Source organism: Agrobacterium sp. CMT1, from assembly GCF_037203725.1.
In the GTDB taxonomy this organism is placed as follows: domain Bacteria; phylum Pseudomonadota; class Alphaproteobacteria; order Rhizobiales; family Rhizobiaceae; genus Agrobacterium; species Agrobacterium pusense.
On the sequence record NZ_JBBCAR010000003.1, the window covers coordinates 229,518 to 246,660 of the forward strand.

Annotated in this window: 14 protein-coding genes; 8 read left to right on the forward strand and 6 right to left on the reverse strand. The window is 60.4% G+C overall.

The window, feature by feature from the left end; translation table 11 throughout:
* Window positions 1-154: 154 nt before the first annotated feature.
* From xdhB to WA845_RS06150, 3 genes are all read right to left on the reverse strand, one after another.
* On the reverse strand, window positions 155-2,494 hold the full coding sequence (xdhB, locus tag WA845_RS06140) for a xanthine dehydrogenase molybdopterin binding subunit (protein ID WP_337322230.1): 2,340 nt from the start codon (window positions 2,492-2,494) through the stop codon (window positions 155-157).
* A gap of 3 nt (window positions 2,495-2,497) precedes the next feature.
* Entirely contained in the window at window positions 2,498-3,967 is a 1,470-nt protein-coding gene (xdhA, locus tag WA845_RS06145; protein WP_278066944.1) for a xanthine dehydrogenase small subunit, read from the reverse strand.
* A 127-nt stretch (window positions 3,968-4,094) separates the two neighbouring features.
* Entirely contained in the window at window positions 4,095-4,871 is a 777-nt protein-coding gene (locus WA845_RS06150; protein WP_006699412.1) for a 3-hydroxybutyrate dehydrogenase, read from the reverse strand.
* Between the two features lie 205 nt (window positions 4,872-5,076).
* Here WA845_RS06150 and WA845_RS06155 point away from each other — a divergent pair, with 205 nt between their 5' ends.
* From WA845_RS06155 to sbmA, 4 genes are all read left to right on the forward strand, one after another.
* A complete protein-coding gene (locus tag WA845_RS06155) occupies window positions 5,077-6,141 on the forward strand; it encodes an LLM class flavin-dependent oxidoreductase (RefSeq protein ID WP_004443085.1) in 1,065 nt (354 codons plus the stop codon).
* 51 nt (window positions 6,142-6,192) lie between these two features.
* Window positions 6,193-6,945 (forward strand): type I methionyl aminopeptidase, encoded by a 753-nt coding sequence (gene map, locus WA845_RS06160; RefSeq protein ID WP_004443083.1) that lies wholly within the window; start codon window positions 6,193-6,195, stop codon window positions 6,943-6,945.
* 280 nt (window positions 6,946-7,225) lie between these two features.
* Window positions 7,226-8,416, forward strand: a complete 1,191-nt coding sequence (locus tag WA845_RS06165; protein ID WP_112554145.1) for a YbfB/YjiJ family MFS transporter — start codon at window positions 7,226-7,228, stop codon at window positions 8,414-8,416.
* 185 nt (window positions 8,417-8,601) lie between these two features.
* Window positions 8,602-9,879, forward strand: a complete 1,278-nt coding sequence (gene sbmA, locus WA845_RS06170; RefSeq protein ID WP_034498745.1) for a peptide antibiotic transporter SbmA — start codon at window positions 8,602-8,604, stop codon at window positions 9,877-9,879.
* Window positions 9,880-9,925: 46 nt separating this feature from the next.
* Here sbmA and WA845_RS06175 read toward each other — a convergent pair whose 3' ends face one another.
* Window positions 9,926-10,909 carry a polysaccharide deacetylase family protein gene (locus WA845_RS06175; protein ID WP_112554143.1) on the reverse strand — a complete coding sequence of 328 codons (984 nt, stop codon included), beginning with the start codon at window positions 10,907-10,909 and terminating at the stop codon, window positions 9,926-9,928.
* A gap of 148 nt (window positions 10,910-11,057) precedes the next feature.
* Between WA845_RS06175 and WA845_RS06180 the strand changes: the two genes are divergently transcribed.
* From WA845_RS06180 to WA845_RS06195, 4 genes are all read left to right on the forward strand, one after another.
* The gene (locus WA845_RS06180) at window positions 11,058-11,642 is read left to right on the forward strand and encodes an NnrU family protein (RefSeq protein ID WP_006699417.1); all 585 of its coding nucleotides are present in this window, start codon (window positions 11,058-11,060) and stop codon (window positions 11,640-11,642) included.
* Between the two features lie 156 nt (window positions 11,643-11,798).
* Window positions 11,799-12,470, forward strand: a complete 672-nt coding sequence (locus WA845_RS06185; RefSeq protein WP_112554141.1) for a tetratricopeptide repeat protein — start codon at window positions 11,799-11,801, stop codon at window positions 12,468-12,470.
* A gap of 132 nt (window positions 12,471-12,602) precedes the next feature.
* Window positions 12,603-14,033, forward strand: coding sequence for a ribosome biogenesis GTPase Der (der, locus tag WA845_RS06190; RefSeq protein ID WP_004443070.1), 1,431 nt, complete (start codon window positions 12,603-12,605; stop codon window positions 14,031-14,033).
* Between the two features lie 195 nt (window positions 14,034-14,228).
* Window positions 14,229-14,837 (forward strand): DUF2026 family protein, encoded by a 609-nt coding sequence (locus tag WA845_RS06195; protein ID WP_112554139.1) that lies wholly within the window; start codon window positions 14,229-14,231, stop codon window positions 14,835-14,837.
* Between the two features lie 170 nt (window positions 14,838-15,007).
* Here the strand turns inward: WA845_RS06195 and WA845_RS06200 are convergent, their stop codons facing one another.
* Entirely contained in the window at window positions 15,008-16,057 is a 1,050-nt protein-coding gene (locus WA845_RS06200; RefSeq protein WP_112554137.1) for a bifunctional monoglucosyl/glucuronosyl diacylglycerol synthase, read from the reverse strand.
* Between the two features lie 138 nt (window positions 16,058-16,195).
* Complete coding sequence (locus tag WA845_RS06205; protein WP_162719152.1) at window positions 16,196-17,116, reverse strand: PfkB family carbohydrate kinase; 921 nt, start codon at window positions 17,114-17,116, stop codon at window positions 16,196-16,198.
* Window positions 17,117-17,143 lie beyond the last annotated feature (27 nt).

A 17,143-nucleotide genomic window follows, 5' to 3' on the forward strand; every position in this document is an offset into this window, starting at 1 on the left:
CCCGACGGGGAGAAGAAACCCGGAGCACTGGCTCCGTCCATCTTACGTGCTTGCAGGAAGGGTGAGGCGATGCGGCATCTTTCTTCTCCCCGACGGGGAGAAGGTGGCCCGAAGGGACGGATGAGGGGGCTTGGCCGCATGGGTACGTCCTCCCTCAAACCTTCTTCAACCGTTCCACCGCCATCAGCACCCGCTCCGGCGTCGCTGGCGCGTCGAGGCGTGGGCAGACCTTGTATTCGGCCACGGAAGCGACGGCCATGGAGAGGGCTTCGAGAACCGAGATGGCCAGCATGAAGGGTGGTTCGCCCACGGCCTTGGAGCGGCCAATGGTGGGTTCGGCATTTTCCGACCATTCCGCCAGCCTGACGTTGAAGCTCTTCGGCCGGTCGGAGGCGAGCGGGATCTTGTAGGTGGAAGGCGCGTGGGTGCGCAGCCGCCCCTTGCCGTCCCACCACAATTCCTCCGTGGTCAGCCAGCCCATGCCCTGCACGAAGGCGCCCTCGATCTGGCCGATATCGATGGCCGGGTTGAGCGACTTGCCGACATCGTGGAGGATATCGGTACGTTCCATCAGGTATTCACCGGTCAGCGTGTCGATCGATACTTCCGAGCACGCCGCGCCATAGGCGAAATAATAAAACGGCGTGCCACGGCCGGCGGCGCGATCCCAGTGGATTTTCGGCGTCTTGTAAAAACCGGCGGCGGAAAGCTGCACGCGGGCGAAATAGGCCTTTTTGATGAAGTCGTTGAAGGCGATTTCCTCAAGGCCGATGCGGACCCGGTTCGGCAGGAAGACGACTTCCTCTTCCGGCACGTTCCAGTTCTCGGCGGCGAATTTGATCAGCCGATCGCGGATCTGGCGTGCGGCGTCATAGGCGGCCATGCCGTTAAGGTCGGTGCCTGACGAGGCGGCGGTGGCTGACGTGTTCGGCACCTTGCCCGTGGTCGTGGCGGTGATTTTCACCCTGTTGATATCCACCTGGAAGGCATCGGCCACGACCTGCGCCACCTTGGTGTAAAGGCCCTGGCCCATTTCGGTGCCGCCATGGTTCAGATGGATGGAGCCGTCATTATAGATATGCACCAGCGCTCCGGCCTGGTTGAAGGCGGTCATGGTGAAGGAGATGCCGAATTTGACAGGGGTGAGCGCAATGCCCTTGCGGATGACCGGGCTGGTTTTGTTGAATTCGATGATCGCCTCGCGTCGTCCGCGATAGTCGCTTGACGTCTCCAGCTCCTCGACAACGCGGGCGATGATGTTGTCCTCGACTTCCTGATGATAGGGCGTCGTGGTGCGGCCGGAACCGGTCTCGCCGTAGAAATTCAGCTTGCGGATATCGAGCGGGTCCTTGCCGACGGCATAGGCGATTTCTTCGATAAATCGTTCCGCGCCGAGCATGCCCTGCGGGCCGCCGAAACCGCGAAAGGCGGTATTGGAGACGGTGTGGGTTTTGAGCGGCCGCGAGGTGAGGTGCACATGCGGATAGAAATAGCTGGAATCCGCATGGAACAGCGCGCGGTCCGTGACCGGGCCGGATAGATCGGAGGAAAAACCGCAGCGGGCGGCATAGGTGGCATCGACGGCGTGGATGCGGCCCTCGTCATCGAAGCCCAGCTCGTAATCGACGCGGAAATCGTGGCGTTTGCCTGTTGCCGTCATGTCCTCGTCGCGGTCCGGCCGGATTTTCACGGCCCGGTTCAGCTTCTTGGCGGCGATGGCGCAGAGCGCGGCGAACTGGTTGCCCTGCGTTTCCTTGCCGCCGAAACCGCCGCCCATGCGGCGCACCTGCACGGTGACGGCATTGGATGGCACCTGCAGGATGTGGCTGACGATGTGCTGGATTTCGCTCGGATGCTGGGTGGAGCTCCACACCGTCACATCATCGTCTTCGCCCGGCACCGCCATGGCGATGTGGCCCTCGAGGTAAAAATGTTCCTGTCCGCCGATCCGCATCGTGCCGGTGAGGCGGCGTGGCGCGACATCCATTTCCAGCTTCGCATCGCCACGCTTCAGCGTCATCGGATCGATGACGAGCGCGCCGCCATTTTCAATCGCTGTATCGATGTCGGTGAAATGCGGCAGATCCTTATAGGTGATCTTTGCTTTCCGGGCGGACTTGCGAGCAATATCGCGCGTCTCGGCGAAGACCGCGAAGATCGGCTGGCCGTGGAATTCCACCTTTGTTTCGGCAAGCAGCGGCTCGTCGTGACGGCCCCCGGAGGAAATGTCATTTTCGCCGGGCACGTCCTTACCGGTCATCACCCAGAGAACGCCCGGTGTGGCTTCGACCTCGGAGAGGTCTATCGACACAATTTCCGCGTGGGCACGGTCCGCCATGCCCAGCGCGCCGTGGATGAGGCCCGCGGGTTCGGGCATATCGTCGATATATTCGGCGCTGCCCGTCACGTGCTTGTGGGCGGAATCGTGCCGGAGCGAGGTGTGCATCGGGCCGTCGATTTCGGTCTTGGTCTTGTCGAAGCTTGTGGTGTCCATGGTTCAAGCTTCCTCCAGCGAGAAGCGGGCAAGTTCCTGCTTTTCCCCTGCTGTCTCGAGGAAAAACCGTGTCAGCAAATTCTTGGCCGTCAGTTGCCGATATTCGGCGGTCGCCCGCCAGTCGGTCAGCGGGGTGAAATCCTCATCCAACGCATCGCGCGCGGCATCAATCGTGTCCTGCGACCACGCTTTACCGAGAAGCGCCGCCTCCAGATGTGCAGCGCGTTTCGGCGTACCGGCCATGCCGCCGAAGGCGATGCGGATGTCTTCGACTGCGCCCTCAGCATCAAGCGTCAGATTGAACGCTCCGCACAGCGCGGAAATATCCTCGTCGCGGCGTTTGGAAATTTTGTAGACGGCATAGTGGCTTTCCGGCTTCTGGAACGGAATCAAGAGTTTCTCGACGAATTCGCCGCTCAGCCGGTCCTGTTTGCCGTAATCGATGAAATAGCTTTCCAGCGGCAGGCTGCGGTTTCCCGAGGAAGAACGCAGGGTCAGCGTCGCGTTAAGCGCGATCAGCGCCGGCGGTGTATCTCCGATAGGCGAGCCATTGGCGATGTTGCCGCCGATGGTGCCCATGTTGCGCACCTGCTCGCCGCCGAGACGATCGAACAACCGGGCAAGCGGCGGGAAATGCTCTGCGATGGTCTTGAAGGCCTGGCTGTAGGTGACGCCCGCGCCGAGCGTGATACCGTCTTCCCCCACCGTGATGGTCTGCAGGTCGCCGAGATTGTTGATGAAGATGACAGGGTTCAGCGCCCGCATCTGCTTCGTCACCCACAGGCCGACATCGGTTGAGCCGGCAACGATGGTCGCTTTCGGCTCCGCGGCGTAGATTTCGGTAAGATCAGCAAGCGTTGCCGGAATTATGGTGCGGTCTTCGCCGCTGACGATGGTGATCGTCTCGTTTTCGCGGATCGCCCAAAGCCGTGCCATGATATCGGTGCGGTCCCGTTGCAGCGGGTCGAACAGGGCGCTCGGGCGGGCGGCAGCGATTTTTTCGGCGGCCTTTACGATCGGCTCGTAACCCGTGCACCGACAGAGATTGCCTTGCAGCGACTTCTCGATATCGGCGCGGCCGGGGTTTTCGCTGGTCAGCCAGAGGCCGTAAAGCGACATGATGAAGCCCGGCGTGCAGAAACCGCATTGCGAGCCGTGGAAATCCACCATGGCCTGTTGCACGGGATGCAACGTGCCGTCGCGGGCTGCCAGATGCTCCACCGTCACGATATGGCTGCCGTGCAGCGAGCCCAGAAAACGGATGCAGGCATTGACGCTTTCATAACGCAGCGAACCGTCCAGCAGCCGCCCGACCAGCACCGTGCACGCGCCGCAGTCGCCTTCCGCGCAGCCTTCCTTGGTCCCGGTCAACCGCTTGCTGATGCGGAGGTAATCGAGAAGCGTGTCTGTCGGTCCGAAATCCCTAAGCGAGATCGTTTCGCTGTTGAGGATGAAGCTGATCGCGTCGTTCATGCAATGCCTTGCTTTTTGTCCGGCCGCCGAGCCGGTTTCTTGTTGTTCATCTATGCACGCCCCGGCGGGCATATCGATTTCCGTTTTGGCAATTCATTCTTTCCATAATGGAAAGAAAAATTGGCGATTATTGTGCCGTCCATCCACCGTCGACGGAAATATGCGTGCCGGTGATGTTGCTGGCGGCGTCGCTGGCCAGGAATATGGCCGCGGTCGCGACATCATCGACGGTGACGAATTGCTTCGTCGCCTGCAATTCCAGCATCACGTCGTTCTTCACCGCCTCTTCGCTGATGCCACGCACCCTGGCCATCTCAGGTATCTGTTTTTCCACCAGCGGGGTGAGCACATAACCGGGACAGATGGCGTTGACGGTAACCCCGGTCTGCGCAAGCTCCAGCGCCGCCGTTTTCGTCAGGCCCATGATGCCGTGTTTTGCGGCCACATAGGCCGATTTGAACGGCGAGGCGACGAGGCCATGGGCCGAGGAAATGTTGATGATGCGGCCTTTGCCAGCCTTCTTCATCAGCGGTATCGCGGCGCGCATGGTATGGAAGGAACTGGTCAGATTGATGGCGATGATCCAGTCCCATTTTTCCGTCGGAAACTCCTCGATGGGTGCGATATGCTGGATGCCGGCATTGTTGATGAGCACGTCGACCGAGCCGAGCTTATCGTGCGACGACTGGATGAGATCGGCGATCTCGTCCGGTTTCGTCATGTCTGCGGGATGGTAAAGCACGCGCCCGCCGCTTTCGGCTTCCAGCACCAGACGGAGTTTTTCGATCTCGTCCTCGTCGCCGAAACCGTTCAGCACGACATTTGCGCCCTCCCTTGCAAATCTCTGGGCAATGGCAAGGCCGATGCCGCTCGTGGAGCCTGTCACGATAACTGTCCGATGCATGCTTTCCCCTTTTTGCATTACTTCGCACATATTTAACCAGCGTATGCCCAAGAAGGCAGGCTGGCAATCGCCATTTCTGTCCGGGGTCACAGGACACGGATCCGGCGGCGCCCATCCATTTTTTCGAAGCTAAACTTCCATATTATGCGTTTGTCTGCGGGGGCCTCAGTCCCTATCTCTCGGACAGGCAAACAGAGGTATGTTCATGGAACTCGGTCTTTACACTTTCGCGGATGTCAACCCGAACCCCGCCGATGGCCGGGGGCCGGAAGGCGCGCGCCGGCTCAGGGAGCTTCTGGAGGAAATCGAACTTGCCGACCAGGTAGGTCTCGATGTGTTCGGGCTCGGCGAACATCACCGCCCGGACTATGTTGTGTCCTCGCCCTCCACCGTGCTTGCTGCGGCGGCGGTGAAGACGAAGAACATACGTCTGACGAGCGCCGTTTCGGTGCTGAGTTCGGATGATCCCGTTCGCGTGTTCCAGCAGTTTTCCACCGTCGATCTCCTGTCGAACGGCCGTGCCGAGATCATGGCGGGGCGCGGCTCCTTCATCGAATCCTATCCGCTGTTCGGTTATGATCTGGAAGATTACGACGTGCTGTTTGCCGAAAAGCTCGATCTGCTGCTGGCGCTGCGCGAACAGGAAATCGTCACCTGGTCGGGCACCAAGCACCCGGCCATCAACGGTCGGGGCGTTTATCCGCGACCGCTGCAGGAACGTCTGCCTGTCTGGATCGCCGTTGGCGGCACGCCGCAATCGGTCGCCCGCGCCGGCGCCATGGGGCTGCCGGTAGCGCTCGCCATTATCGGGGGCGAATATCGCCGGTTCGCGCCGCTCTTCGATCTCTACCACGAGGCTGCCCGGCGGGCCGGTCAGGACAAGACGACACTGCGCACCAGCATCAACGTGCATGGCTTCATTGCCGATACCACCGACAAGGCGGCCGATCAGTTTTACGGGCCGCAGGCGGAGGTGATGAACCGCATCGGCCGCGAGCGCGGCTGGGGGCCGACCAACCGCGCCCATTTCGATGCAGCGCGTGGCCCGGAAGGCAATCTTTTTCTCGGCGAGCCGGAGCTGGTGGCAGAAAAGATCATCAAGGCGCATGGGGTATTCAGGAATGATCGCTTCCTGCTGCAGATGGCCATCGGCCTGATGCCACATGATCAGATCATGCGCGGCATCGAGCTTTATGGTACGAAAGTCGCTCCGATCGTCAGAAAAGAATTGACGGGGAGCGCCGATCCGGTGAAAGCCACGGCCTCATGATTACCAAGGCGGGCGCCACGAGACCCGCCATTCACAATGACGGAAAGACATATGGTTATCTCCACCGACGAAGAACTGGTCATGCTGAAGGATATCGGCCGTATATGCGCCGTTGCCATGCAGACCATGGCGGATGCGCTGGAACCGGGCATCACCACGGCCGAACTGGATGCCATCGGCCGCAAGGTGCTCGAGGATAACGATGCGGAATCGGCGCCGGAGTTCTGCTACAAGTTTCCCGGTGCGACCTGCATCAGCGTCAACGAGGAAGTGGCCCACGGCATTCCGGGAGCGCGCATTATCAAGGCGGGCGACCTCGTCAATATCGATGTCTCGGCCGTGAAGAACGGTTTTTTCGGCGACACGGGTTCGTCTTTCGCCGTGCCGCCGGTCAAAAAGGAAATCGAGCGGCTGTGCCGCGATGGCAAGCGCGCCATGTGGACAGGCTTGCAGCAGGTGAAGACCGGCCGTCCCTTTGCCGATATCGGTAATGCCATCGGCGCTTTCGCCAAGAAAAACCGCTACACGCTGATCACCAATCTGGCGAGCCATGGCATTGGCCGTTCGCTGCACGAGGAGCCGAAGGAACTGGCGACCTGGCCGGACAAGGATGAGCGACGCATCATGCAGGAAGGCATGGTCTTCACTGTCGAGCCATTTCTTTCGACGGGGGCTTACTGGGCGGAAGACGGCGATGATGATCCGTGGACGCTCTACAGCGATCCAAGCGCGCCGACGGTACAGTATGAGCATACCGTGGTCGCGACCAAGAACGGACCGCTGGTCCTGACGCTCGCGGACTGACGACGTCTCCTTTGCCGCCTCGTTTTCGCTGTCGGAGCGGGCGCGTGCCGCTTGTTTCTTCTCCCCGAGGGGAGAAGTCCGCGGCAGCGGGATGAGGGGGCAAGCTCTCCGAAATCCGGCAACCTGGCCCCTTCATCCGACCCTTCGCCACCTTCTCCCTGGCGGGGAGAGGAAATACGCGGCACCCTCGATGCTCACCACTTGACCGATAACGACCGCTTATAACGCCGATCAAAATAACTCGCTTGTCCCTTATCCTCCGCGTTGCGATAAGCCATGCATGAGCATCGACAAGCCACTTTCCGCCAGACATCTGACAGCGCTCGGTTTCGCCGGTGCGCTGATGATGGCCTCCGCCATGGGCTTCGGCCGTTTTTCCTTTACGCCGATCCTGCCCGGCATGATGGCGAACGTGCCCCTGTCTGCGGGGGATGCGGGGATCGTGGCGGCTGGTAATTTTGCCGGTTATCTGGCGGGTGCGGTTCTCGCGGCCTATTCATGGGGCTCGGGACGGGAAAGGCTGGTGGCGCTGAGCGGCCTTTTTGCAACCGGAGCGCTTTTGTTTGCGATGGCGGCTTTCAATTCCGTCGCCGCTTTCACAGTCATCCGGTTTCTCGCCGGTATCGCCAGTGCGCTGACCATGATCTTCACCTCGCAGATCGTCATCGGCCATGCCGTCAAGGCCGGCAGGGACAATATCCAGGCGTTGCATTATGGTGGCGTTGGCGCGGGGATCGCAATCTCCTCGCTTGCGGTCTATCTCATCGGTGTCGTGTTCGATGGGGGTGGCGCCTCGTGGTGGGAGGAATGGATCGCCGGCGCCGTCTTCTCCTTCCTGACCTTTATGCTCGTCTTCAGGATATTGCCGGCAGGCCCGCCGCGGCATGCTTCCGCGGTGGCGGAACCGCCGCTCAGCTGGACACGACCGCTTTTCCTGACGACGTTGGCCTACGGTCTTTTTGGCTTCGGTTATGTCATCACAGCCACCTTCATCGTGGCGATAGCGCGCATGGCAGCAGCCGGTGTTTTCGTGGAGTTCCTCGCCTGGTTCATCACCGGCTGCGCCGCTGCGGTATCCCTGTTCCTCTGGAAGCCGCTATTGAGGGCGCAGGGGCTGAAACGTGCTTTCGTGATCGTTCTTGCCGTGGAAGCCGTCGGCGTTTTCGCCTCCGTGATGCTGCCGCCCGTGTCCGGTGTGCTCATGGGTGGTCTGCTCCTGGGGCTGACCTTCATGGTCATCACTGCTTACGGGCTACAGCTCGGCCGGGAATTTGCGGGTCCGAGCCCGCGTCGCGCCTTTGCGCTGATGACGGCCGCTTTCGGGACGGGCCAGATCGTCGGGCCGCTTGCCGCCGGCTGGATTGCCGAGGCGACGGGAAGTTTTACCGCGCCCAGCGTTCTCGCCTCCGCCGTGCTCGTCGTCAGCATTCTGCTGATGCTGCCGGTGCTCGCCACGGAGCGGCGTGGTTAAGGCCGCGGGCCGCTGTCTCTTCCCCTTTCATCCTGCGTTTCCGCTGGGTATCGTCCACGGACTCTGCCTTACATCTTGTTAAGGTCAGCGCTTCGCCGTTGCTGTGCACAAATTTCTGCCCTAGGTTCGGGCAATCTAGTGCTTCGCCAATAATGGCTGATTTCAAACGCGCGTGAGTTCGAAACGTGTTTCATTCCTTCTTTCCCAAACCGAAATTGTTCTTCACGTCGGCCGCGCTGTGGACAATCGTGTGTATCGTTGTCTGGTACAGTGTCGGCCCGCAGATCGGTGCGGCCATCGGTCTGCCGCCACTGGCGCCCGGACAGACCGCGCCGATCGGACTTGCTTATTTCTTCTCGCCTGACAATCTTTGGTTCTATCTCTATTTCACGATCTTCGTCGCCATATTCGGTGTTACATGGCAGATCATCGCCAAGGATCACCCATGGACCGCATGGTCCATCTGGGGCTCGGCATTCATCATCTTCATCGCCTATTTTGCGGTGCAGGTTTCGGTGGCGCTGAACAACTGGCGCGGTCCGTTCTTCGATCTTCTACAGAACGCGCTTGCAAAGCAGGGCGACGTGACCGCCGCGCAGTTCTACGATTATCAGCTCAAGTTCCTTGAGATCGGCGCCGTCGGCGTGGTGATGAACGTCGTGACCGCCTTCTTCACCAACCACTATGTATTCCGCTGGCGCACCGCCATGAACAACTACTACATGTCAAAATGGGACAAGCTTCGGCACATCGAGGGTGCATCCCAGCGTATCCAGGAGGATACGATGCGGTTTGCCAATATTCTCGAAGGGCTGGGTGTGACGCTTATCAATTCGGTGATGACGCTGGTGGTCTTCCTTCCGCTTCTGTTCCGCATGTCCGAACATGTGGGCGACCTGCCTGTCATCGGCGCCATTCCACATGCGCTTTTCTGGCTGGCGATCGTCTGGTCGATTTTCGGTACCGCGCTGCTTGCGCTTGCTGGTATCAAGCTGCCCGGGCTTAACTTCCGCAACCAGCGCGTGGAAGCGGCCTACCGTAAGGAACTAGTCTATGGCGAGGACCATGCCGACCGCGCCGATCCCGTCACGGTGCGGGAACTGTTCGCCAATGTGCGTAAGAACTATTTCCGTATGTACTGGCACTATCTCTATTTCAACGTGGCGCGTTACTCCTACGGCCAGCTTGACGCCATCTTCCTGAACTTCATCCTGATCCCGACATTCGTTGCCGGACGCATCACCATGGGTATCTGGCAGCAGATTGCGACGGCCTTCGGCGAGGTCAGCAACTCCTTTCAGTATCTGGTGAACTACTGGTCGACGATCATTGAGCTGCTGTCCATCCACAAACGCCTCGTCGCCTTCGAAGCTGCGATCGACGACAAGCCGCTTCCGGATATCGACGAGCGTTACCTGCGCCGCGAGGCAGAGGAAGGTGAACTGGCGGCCAACCGTCCGTGACAAACAAAAAGGCGGCCAATCGGTCGCCTTTTTTTATGAAGAGGTTTCAGCCCTCGGTCTTCGCCTTCTTGCGCGCCTCGATCATCGGCATGGCTTCAGCATAGCTAACACAGGCGACATCGGTCTTGTGGCAGACCTCGCGCAGCAGCCTTTCATAGGCGTTCCAGTAGGCGCCGCCATTCATTTTCACGAAGTGAAAGCCCATCTGCAGGGGAATGCGTTCGCCATTGTACTGCCTGTCGAAAGCGTTGCGGAAGGCAGTGTAGGCGCGCTCTTCGAACTCGCTCGAGCGATCGGGCGTTTCGACGCCGACGGAGTGGCGGATGAAGAGGTTGTAATCCATGGCAATGATCGGGCGGTTGCCCGGGCCTTCGGGTATCAGCGGCAGGCCGAAATGCTGGATACCTTCCCGCTCCACCGGCCATTCCGGTCCCTTGGTGATGCTGGTGGCGTCGTAAACGAAGCCGTGCTTTTTCTGCGCGGCGGTCAGCGCCGGCCCCTGCGACAGATAGGGTGCACGGAAACCATTGATCTTTTTGACCATGTCGCGCCAGCCTTCGGGCTCCTCGCCCTTCTTGCCGATCATCTGCCAGGCGTTTTCCAGCGTGCTGGTGAATGTGGTGAATTCGCCGTCCCACTGTTCGGCGGTCCATTGCCCGCCGTCGAAATGGCCGCAGGTGTGGTTGGCGATCTCGTGGCCTTCGCGATAGGCGGCCCAGATGTTTCTAAGCCTTGCCTCCACCTCATCCGGCGACTGGCCGAAGCCGACATTGGAGCGGCCGGCCTTCTGGCCCGGTCCCTGATAGGTCTTGGCGCTGGTCTTGCGATCCATCACCAGCGTACAGGCGAGAAAATAGGTGAAATGCGCCCCGACTTCTTTCGCCGTCGTCCGGCTTCTTTCCCACAGGGTATTGTCGCCCGCACCGTCGAAGGAAACGATGACAAGCTGCTTCGGCTTCTGCACCTCTTGTGCAAAAGCGGGAAGGGCGGCGAGAAGCGACAGGGAAAAGGCGGCAAAGGGGCGAAACATCAGTCTTCCGTCATATGAACACCGTGGCCTTTTGCGGGTGGAATAAGGCGAAGCTTTGAATAGTCTGGCGTTTTCATGACTTTCAGCCTAATTCCTGTTCTTGACTGCGGTGATTGAGCCGCTTCGTTCCGCTCCGGGGGCCGTGTTCATGCTTTTTCTCGCACTCTGTCTTGCCTTGTTTTTGCTTACCCATCTCCTGAAGGTGATCGCACCGCAGTTTCGCGCGCGCATGATCGCGACGATGGGTGAAGGGCCATTCAAGGGCGTTTATTCCGTCGTCAGCCTCATCACGCTCGGCCTTGTCATTTACGCTTTCGGCGAAGCGCGGCAGGAGACGGGCATGCTCTGGTATCCGCCGGTCTGGATGAGCCACATCGCCATTACCCTGATGTTGCTGGCGATGATCTGTCTCGTGGCCAGCCTCATCCCGGCTGGCCATATCGCAACGAAGACCAAACATCCGCTCATTCTGGCCGTCAAAATCTGGGCGCTCGCGCATCTTCTCGCCAATGGAGAAACGTCTTCGATCCTGCTTTTCGTGTCGTTCCTTGCCTGGGGCGTGGTGATGCGGATTTCGCTGAAGCGTCGGGAACGGGCAGGTGAAAAAGTGGTCCGGGACTTCGTTTCAAGCCGCTACGATCTGGTGGCGGTCGTCGGCGGCATTGTTCTGTGGGGGGCTTTCATCCTGAAACTGCACGAATGGTTGATCGGCGTTCAGCCCATCGCCATGTAGGAAATCGACGTTTCCCCCTTACATATCAGGCAAAATAGGCTAGAAGGCCGACCATGACCCGGTTGGCCTTACTTTTGCCGATCCGGGTAAGCGGCTTGGTATGTCCGCGGACGGATGGATCGGGACACGATCTCCGCGCGGGTAACGGAGAATTTGATGGCAAACGAGAATGATACCTTTATCCGCGAAGTGAACGAGCAGATCCGCTCCGAGCAGCTGTCGCGTTTCTGGAGCCGTTACGGTATCGTGGTCGTGGGTGCCGCCGTCCTCGTTGTTCTCGGTGCCGCCGGTGCCGGCATCTACGAATACTGGAACACCAGCCGTGCCTCCAATTCCGGCGACCAGTTCCTGGCGGCCCTGACGCTCGCTTCCGAAAACAAGACGGATGAGGCGCTGAAGGCCTTCGCCGATCTCGAAACCTCCGGTCACGGCAACTATCCCGTTCTTGCGAAGTTCCGTTCGGCAACGCTGCTGTCACAGAAGGGCGATGCGGCCGGTGCGATCGCCGCCTTCACCGCGATCGGCAACGATAATTCCGCGCCGCAGGTCTTCCGTGATGCCGCCAAGGTTCGCGCCGCCTGGCTGCTGGTCGATAATGGCACCTATGATCAGGTGGCTGCGCTTGCCGAACCGCTCAGCACTGACGGCCAGACCATGCGCGCTTCCGCCCGCGAGGCGCTCGGTCTTGCCGCCTATAAGGCTGGCGATTTCGCCAAGGCCAAGCAATGGTTCGAGCAGATCGTCGGCGACACGCAGGCGCCGCGCAACGTCACCAATCGCGCGCAGATCATGCTCGATAACATCACCGCTTCGGGCAAGGCTGCCTAACGCCGCTGCCCCGCCCGAGATCGCGCCGACAATCTTCGCATTGCCAAAGCGATCCAACGCATTATTTTACGCATGTCCTTTGCCCAAAACAGGTAACGTTTTGGGCAGACGTGCTTTAAGGAACCAGGATCAATGAGCTTCACCGTCGCCATAGTCGGGCGCCCCAATGTCGGCAAGTCCACGCTTTTCAACCGTCTCGTCGGAAAGAAGCTGGCGCTGGTGGATGATACGCCCGGCGTGACCCGCGACCGCCGGCCTGGCGAGGCAAAGCTCGTCGACCTGCGTTTCACCATCATCGATACCGCCGGTCTGGAGCAATCCGGGCCGGAAACGCTTCAGGGCCGCATGTGGGCCCAGACGGAAGCGGCGATCGACGATGCCGACGTGACACTCTTCGTCGTGGATGCAAAGGCAGGCCTGACGCCGGCCGACGAGACGCTGGCGGAAATGCTGCGACGTCGCGGCAAGCCGGTGGTGCTGGTGGCCAATAAATCCGAAGCGCGCGGTTCCGACGCCGGTTTCTACGATGCCTTCACGCTCGGTCTTGGCGATCCTTGCCCGATCTCGGCCGAACACGGCCAGGGAATGATCGACCTGCGCGACGCCATTGTCGAGGCGATCGGCGAAGACGTCGCCTTCCCGCCTGAGGTGGACGAGGCGGAAACGGATATCGTTCTGCCACGCAGCGAGCCCGGCAGCGAGGACGAGGAAGACGAAGAGCCCGTCTATGACGAGACCAAGCCGCTGCGCGTCGCGATCATCGGCCGGCCGAATGCGGGCAAGTCGACGCTGATCAACCGTTTCCTCGGCGAAGATCGCCTTTTGACCGGCCCCGAAGCCGGTATCACCCGCGACAGTATTTCCGTCGAATGGGACTGGCGCGGCCGCACCATCAAGATGTTCGATACGGCCGGCATGCGCCGCAAGGCCAAGGTGACGGAGAAGCTGGAAAAGCTCTCTGTTGCGGATTCGCTGCGCTCCATCCGCTTCGCCGAAACCGTGGTCATCGTGTTCGACAGCACCATTCCGTTCGAAAAGCAGGATTTGCAGCTGGTCGATCTCGTCATCCGCGAAGGCCGCGCCGCCGTGCTCGCCTTCAACAAATGGGATCTCGTCGAAGACCCGCAGGCCTATCTGGCTGATCTGCGTGAAAAGACCGAGCGTCTGCTGCCGCAGGCGCGCGGTATTCGCGCCGTGCCGATTTCCGGACAGACGGGGTATGGCCTCGACCGGCTGATGCAGAATATCATCGATACCGACAAGGTCTGGAACCGCCGCATCTCCACCGCAAGGCTTAACCGCTGGCTCGACGCGCAGACCACGCAGCACCCGCCGCCGGCCGTCTCCGGCCGCCGCCTGAAGCTGAAATATATGACGCAGGTCAAGGCCCGCCCGCCCGCCTTCATGATTTCCTGCACGCGGCCGGAAGCCATTCCGGAGAGCTATACGCGTTATCTCGTCAATGGCCTGCGCAAGGATTTCGACATGCCGGGCGTGCCGATCCGCGTACATTATCGCGGCTCGGACAATCCGTTCGAGAGCAAGGCGAAGAAGAGACGTTGATTTTGGCGTGAGACGTCGCGGCAATTTTCTTCTCCCTGCCGGGGAGAAGATGGCCCGAAGGGTCAGATGAGGGGGCAAGCTCTCCGTATATCGCTGGCCTAGCCCCTCATCCCGCTGCCGCGGACTTCTCCCTGCCGGGGAGAAGAAACAAGCGGCGGACGCTCATCCAACGCCTTGTTTTGAAGAGTAAAAATCATGCTGATCAAGCAGACCGACTATCAGCGGATCTACCGCGTCATCAACAGCCTGCTCCTCGCCCAGAATGCCGATCCCGCTTCGGCCTCGATGTATTTCAGCACTTTCGGCGCCTTCATCCTGCAGCAGCACTACAAGGTGAAAGCGGTGCCGAAGGGCGGGCTTGCGGCCTATAATCTTGGCGGAAAGGTGCTCCTGTTCGCGGATCATCGCGACGATGGTTACGTGACAGGTGCGGGCGAGAATTTCCACTGCTGGATCGATGCCGATGGCTGGGCGATCGATTTCATGGCGCCGGCTTTTGCCGATAGCGCCCGGGGGCTGTCGGTGCCGGCAAAAATGTTCCAGCGGCCACTCTCCGCCATGGCGGCATCCATCAACGATCTCGGCCAATCCGGCGATTTCTTCTATCGTTCGGAGCCGGAAGCAACAGCCAAGCGCTTTGCCGAATGGCACAAACACGCGATGATAGGCGATATGGCAAGCGTCGCCGCCAACTGGTTCCGCAAGTCGCCCAAGCAGATGGCCGCGTCGCTGTCGGTAACGGATCGGGACGGTAAGGCGCGGACCGTGCCACTGACGGGCGAATCTCTGGTCGGTGCCTGGTAGGCACCGGTTTATCGGACTAAAGGACGGCCAGCGTAATCTCGCGGCAGCCGCCTGACGTCAATCAGCAGCCCGACCCCGTTCTAAAGATAACGGCAGTCGCGTCCTGGTCGCCTTGTGACATTCCCGATCGGTTTCGTCCACTATCCCTGAAGAAAATCTCGGGGATCGACTCATGCAAGTTGGGAGCGGGAGAGCAGCGGCAGCGATTTGCCAGCGGCATGAATGACATTGTCGAGGAATTGCCTGGATGCCTTTTCCCAGCTGTAGCTCCTGGAGAGCGTCAGCGCCGCCTGGGGCGAACAATGAAGCGCGGCAAGACAGGCATCGCGAAGATTGTCGTCCAGCGCTCCGGCCGCCGGGTTGCCGCCAAGGATGTCGATTGGTCCGGTAACGGGGAAGGCGGCCACGGGCACGCCGCTTGCCAGAGCTTCCAGAATGGTGTTGCCGAAGGTGTCTGTCTTGGACGGGAAAACGAAGACATCGGCCTGCGCATAGGCGTCGGCAAGATCCTCGCCGGTCTTGACGCCGGTGAAAAGGACGTCAGGGTATTTTTCCTGCAATTCATGGCGGGCTGGGCCGTCGCCGATGACGACCTTAGATCCCGGCAGGTCGAGATCGAGGAATTCCGGCAGGTTCTTCTCCACCGCTACACGTCCCACGGTCATGAAAATCGGTCTTGGCAGGTCGAAGGGCAGCTTTGCCTTCGGGCGGGGATGGAAAAGCTCGGCGTCGATGCCGCGGCTCCAGCGTTTGAGGTTGCGCACGCCGCGCGCCTCCAGTTCTGTCTCAAGGCTTGGCGTCGCCACCATGCAGGTGTTGCCGCCATTGTGGAACCAGCGCACGAAGGCATAAAGCCAGCTTTCCGGCACGGGAAAGCGCGCCGCCACATATTCGGGGAAGCGGGTGTGATAGCTGGTTGAAAAACGCATGCGGTTCTTGACGCACCAGCGCCGCGCCATGAAACCCAGCGGCCCTTCTGTGGCAATATGCACGAAGGAGGGCTGGCTTTTTTCGATCTCCGCCGCCACGCGGCGATAGCTGGCGACCGAAAGGCGGATTTCCGGATAGGTGGGGCAGGGGATGCTGTAAAAACTCTGCGGCGTCACCATGCGCACATCGACGCCGAGCCGCGCGAGTTCGGTATTGGTGTTTTCGATCGAGCGAACCACGCCGTTGACCTGCGGGTGCCAGGCATCTGTGACAATCGTGATTCTCGTCATGAACACCGATCCTGCTCATCTGCGCACGGGCGAATCCCCATTGCCCGGCTTCCGCCCGTATATGCGGCGCGCGTGTTACAGGATCATGTCAGGGTCTGTGACGGCTGCAAAACCTTGTTTGCTGGCCGGGCGTGGCGGCTATCCGACGAGAGGGAGCAATTCGGGGCTGATCAGCGCGCCGTGGTGGCCAATCACGGTTGCCGCCGCCCTTGCGGCGAAAGTGGCCGCTTCTTCCGGAGAGCTTCCGGTCACATAACGGGCGAGGAAGGCGCCGTTGAAACTGTCGCCGGCGCTCGTCGTGTCAACCACCTCAACGGCCTTCATCGCCGGGGCGTGGCTGCGGCTGCCGCCGAAATGGAGTGTTGCGCCTTTGGCGCCGTCCTTCACAACGATGTTTTCAACACCGAGCGAACGGTAACGGGCAATGGTCACTTCCACGGAGGTATCGCCGAAATGGCTCGCCTCGTCGTCGAAGCTCGGCATGACAAGCGTCGCGGCGCGGGCGCCATTGGAGATCGTCTCCAGCATGATGTCCTTGTCCGCCCAGAGGCGCGGGCGGATGTTGGGATCGAAGACCACGAGCTTACCGGCCGCCCTGGCGCGGCGCAGTTCCGCAAGGAATGTATCGACATCATGGGCGGAGGCGAGGATGGCGAGCGTAATGCCGGAGAAATAGACGACGTCGGCGTTTTCGACCGTTTTGCGCAGGTGGTCCGCGTCCGCAGCGAGCTGTCTTGCCGCCGCGGCATTGCGCCAGTAGCTGAAGGTACGTTCGCCGTCTTTCAGGTTGATCAGGTAAAGACCGGGCGTGCCGCCCTTGATGCGGCGGATTTTTTCCGTGCCGATGCCGGCTTCCGCAATGAATGCCAGCATGTCTTCCGAAAGCGGATCGTCGCCGAGTGCGGTGAAATAATCGACGGACCACTCCTCCGGCAGGCAGGCGCGCGCATACCAGGCGGTATTGAAGGTGTCGCCGGCAAAACCCTTACGCAGCAGCCCGTTGCCGGCCTGCGACAGTTCCACCATACATTCGCCAATCGACAGAAATCGTCCGCCCACGCCGTCATCCTCCCGTTTTTTCCAGCC

What these genes read in the sequence shown, in the direction of transcription:
- xdhB (WP_337322230.1), bottom strand. Translation starts at nt 2,494, where the DNA reads ATGGACACCACAAGCTTCGACAAGACCAAGACCGAAATCGACGGCCCG.
- xdhA (WP_278066944.1), bottom strand. Translation starts at nt 3,967, where the DNA reads ATGAACGACGCGATCAGCTTCATCCTCAACAGCGAAACGATCTCGCTT.
- WA845_RS06150 (WP_006699412.1), bottom strand. Translation starts at nt 4,871, where the DNA reads ATGCATCGGACAGTTATCGTGACAGGCTCCACGAGCGGCATCGGCCTT.
- WA845_RS06155 (WP_004443085.1), top strand. Translation starts at nt 5,077, where the DNA reads ATGGAACTCGGTCTTTACACTTTCGCGGATGTCAACCCGAACCCCGCC.
- map (WP_004443083.1), top strand. Translation starts at nt 6,193, where the DNA reads ATGGTTATCTCCACCGACGAAGAACTGGTCATGCTGAAGGATATCGGC.
- WA845_RS06165 (WP_112554145.1), top strand. Translation starts at nt 7,226, where the DNA reads ATGAGCATCGACAAGCCACTTTCCGCCAGACATCTGACAGCGCTCGGT.
- WA845_RS06175 (WP_112554143.1), bottom strand. Translation starts at nt 10,909, where the DNA reads ATGTTTCGCCCCTTTGCCGCCTTTTCCCTGTCGCTTCTCGCCGCCCTT.
- WA845_RS06180 (WP_006699417.1), top strand. Translation starts at nt 11,058, where the DNA reads ATGCTTTTTCTCGCACTCTGTCTTGCCTTGTTTTTGCTTACCCATCTC.
- WA845_RS06185 (WP_112554141.1), top strand. Translation starts at nt 11,799, where the DNA reads ATGGCAAACGAGAATGATACCTTTATCCGCGAAGTGAACGAGCAGATC.
- der (WP_004443070.1), top strand. Translation starts at nt 12,603, where the DNA reads ATGAGCTTCACCGTCGCCATAGTCGGGCGCCCCAATGTCGGCAAGTCC.
- WA845_RS06195 (WP_112554139.1), top strand. Translation starts at nt 14,229, where the DNA reads ATGCTGATCAAGCAGACCGACTATCAGCGGATCTACCGCGTCATCAAC.
- WA845_RS06200 (WP_112554137.1), bottom strand. Translation starts at nt 16,057, where the DNA reads ATGACGAGAATCACGATTGTCACAGATGCCTGGCACCCGCAGGTCAAC.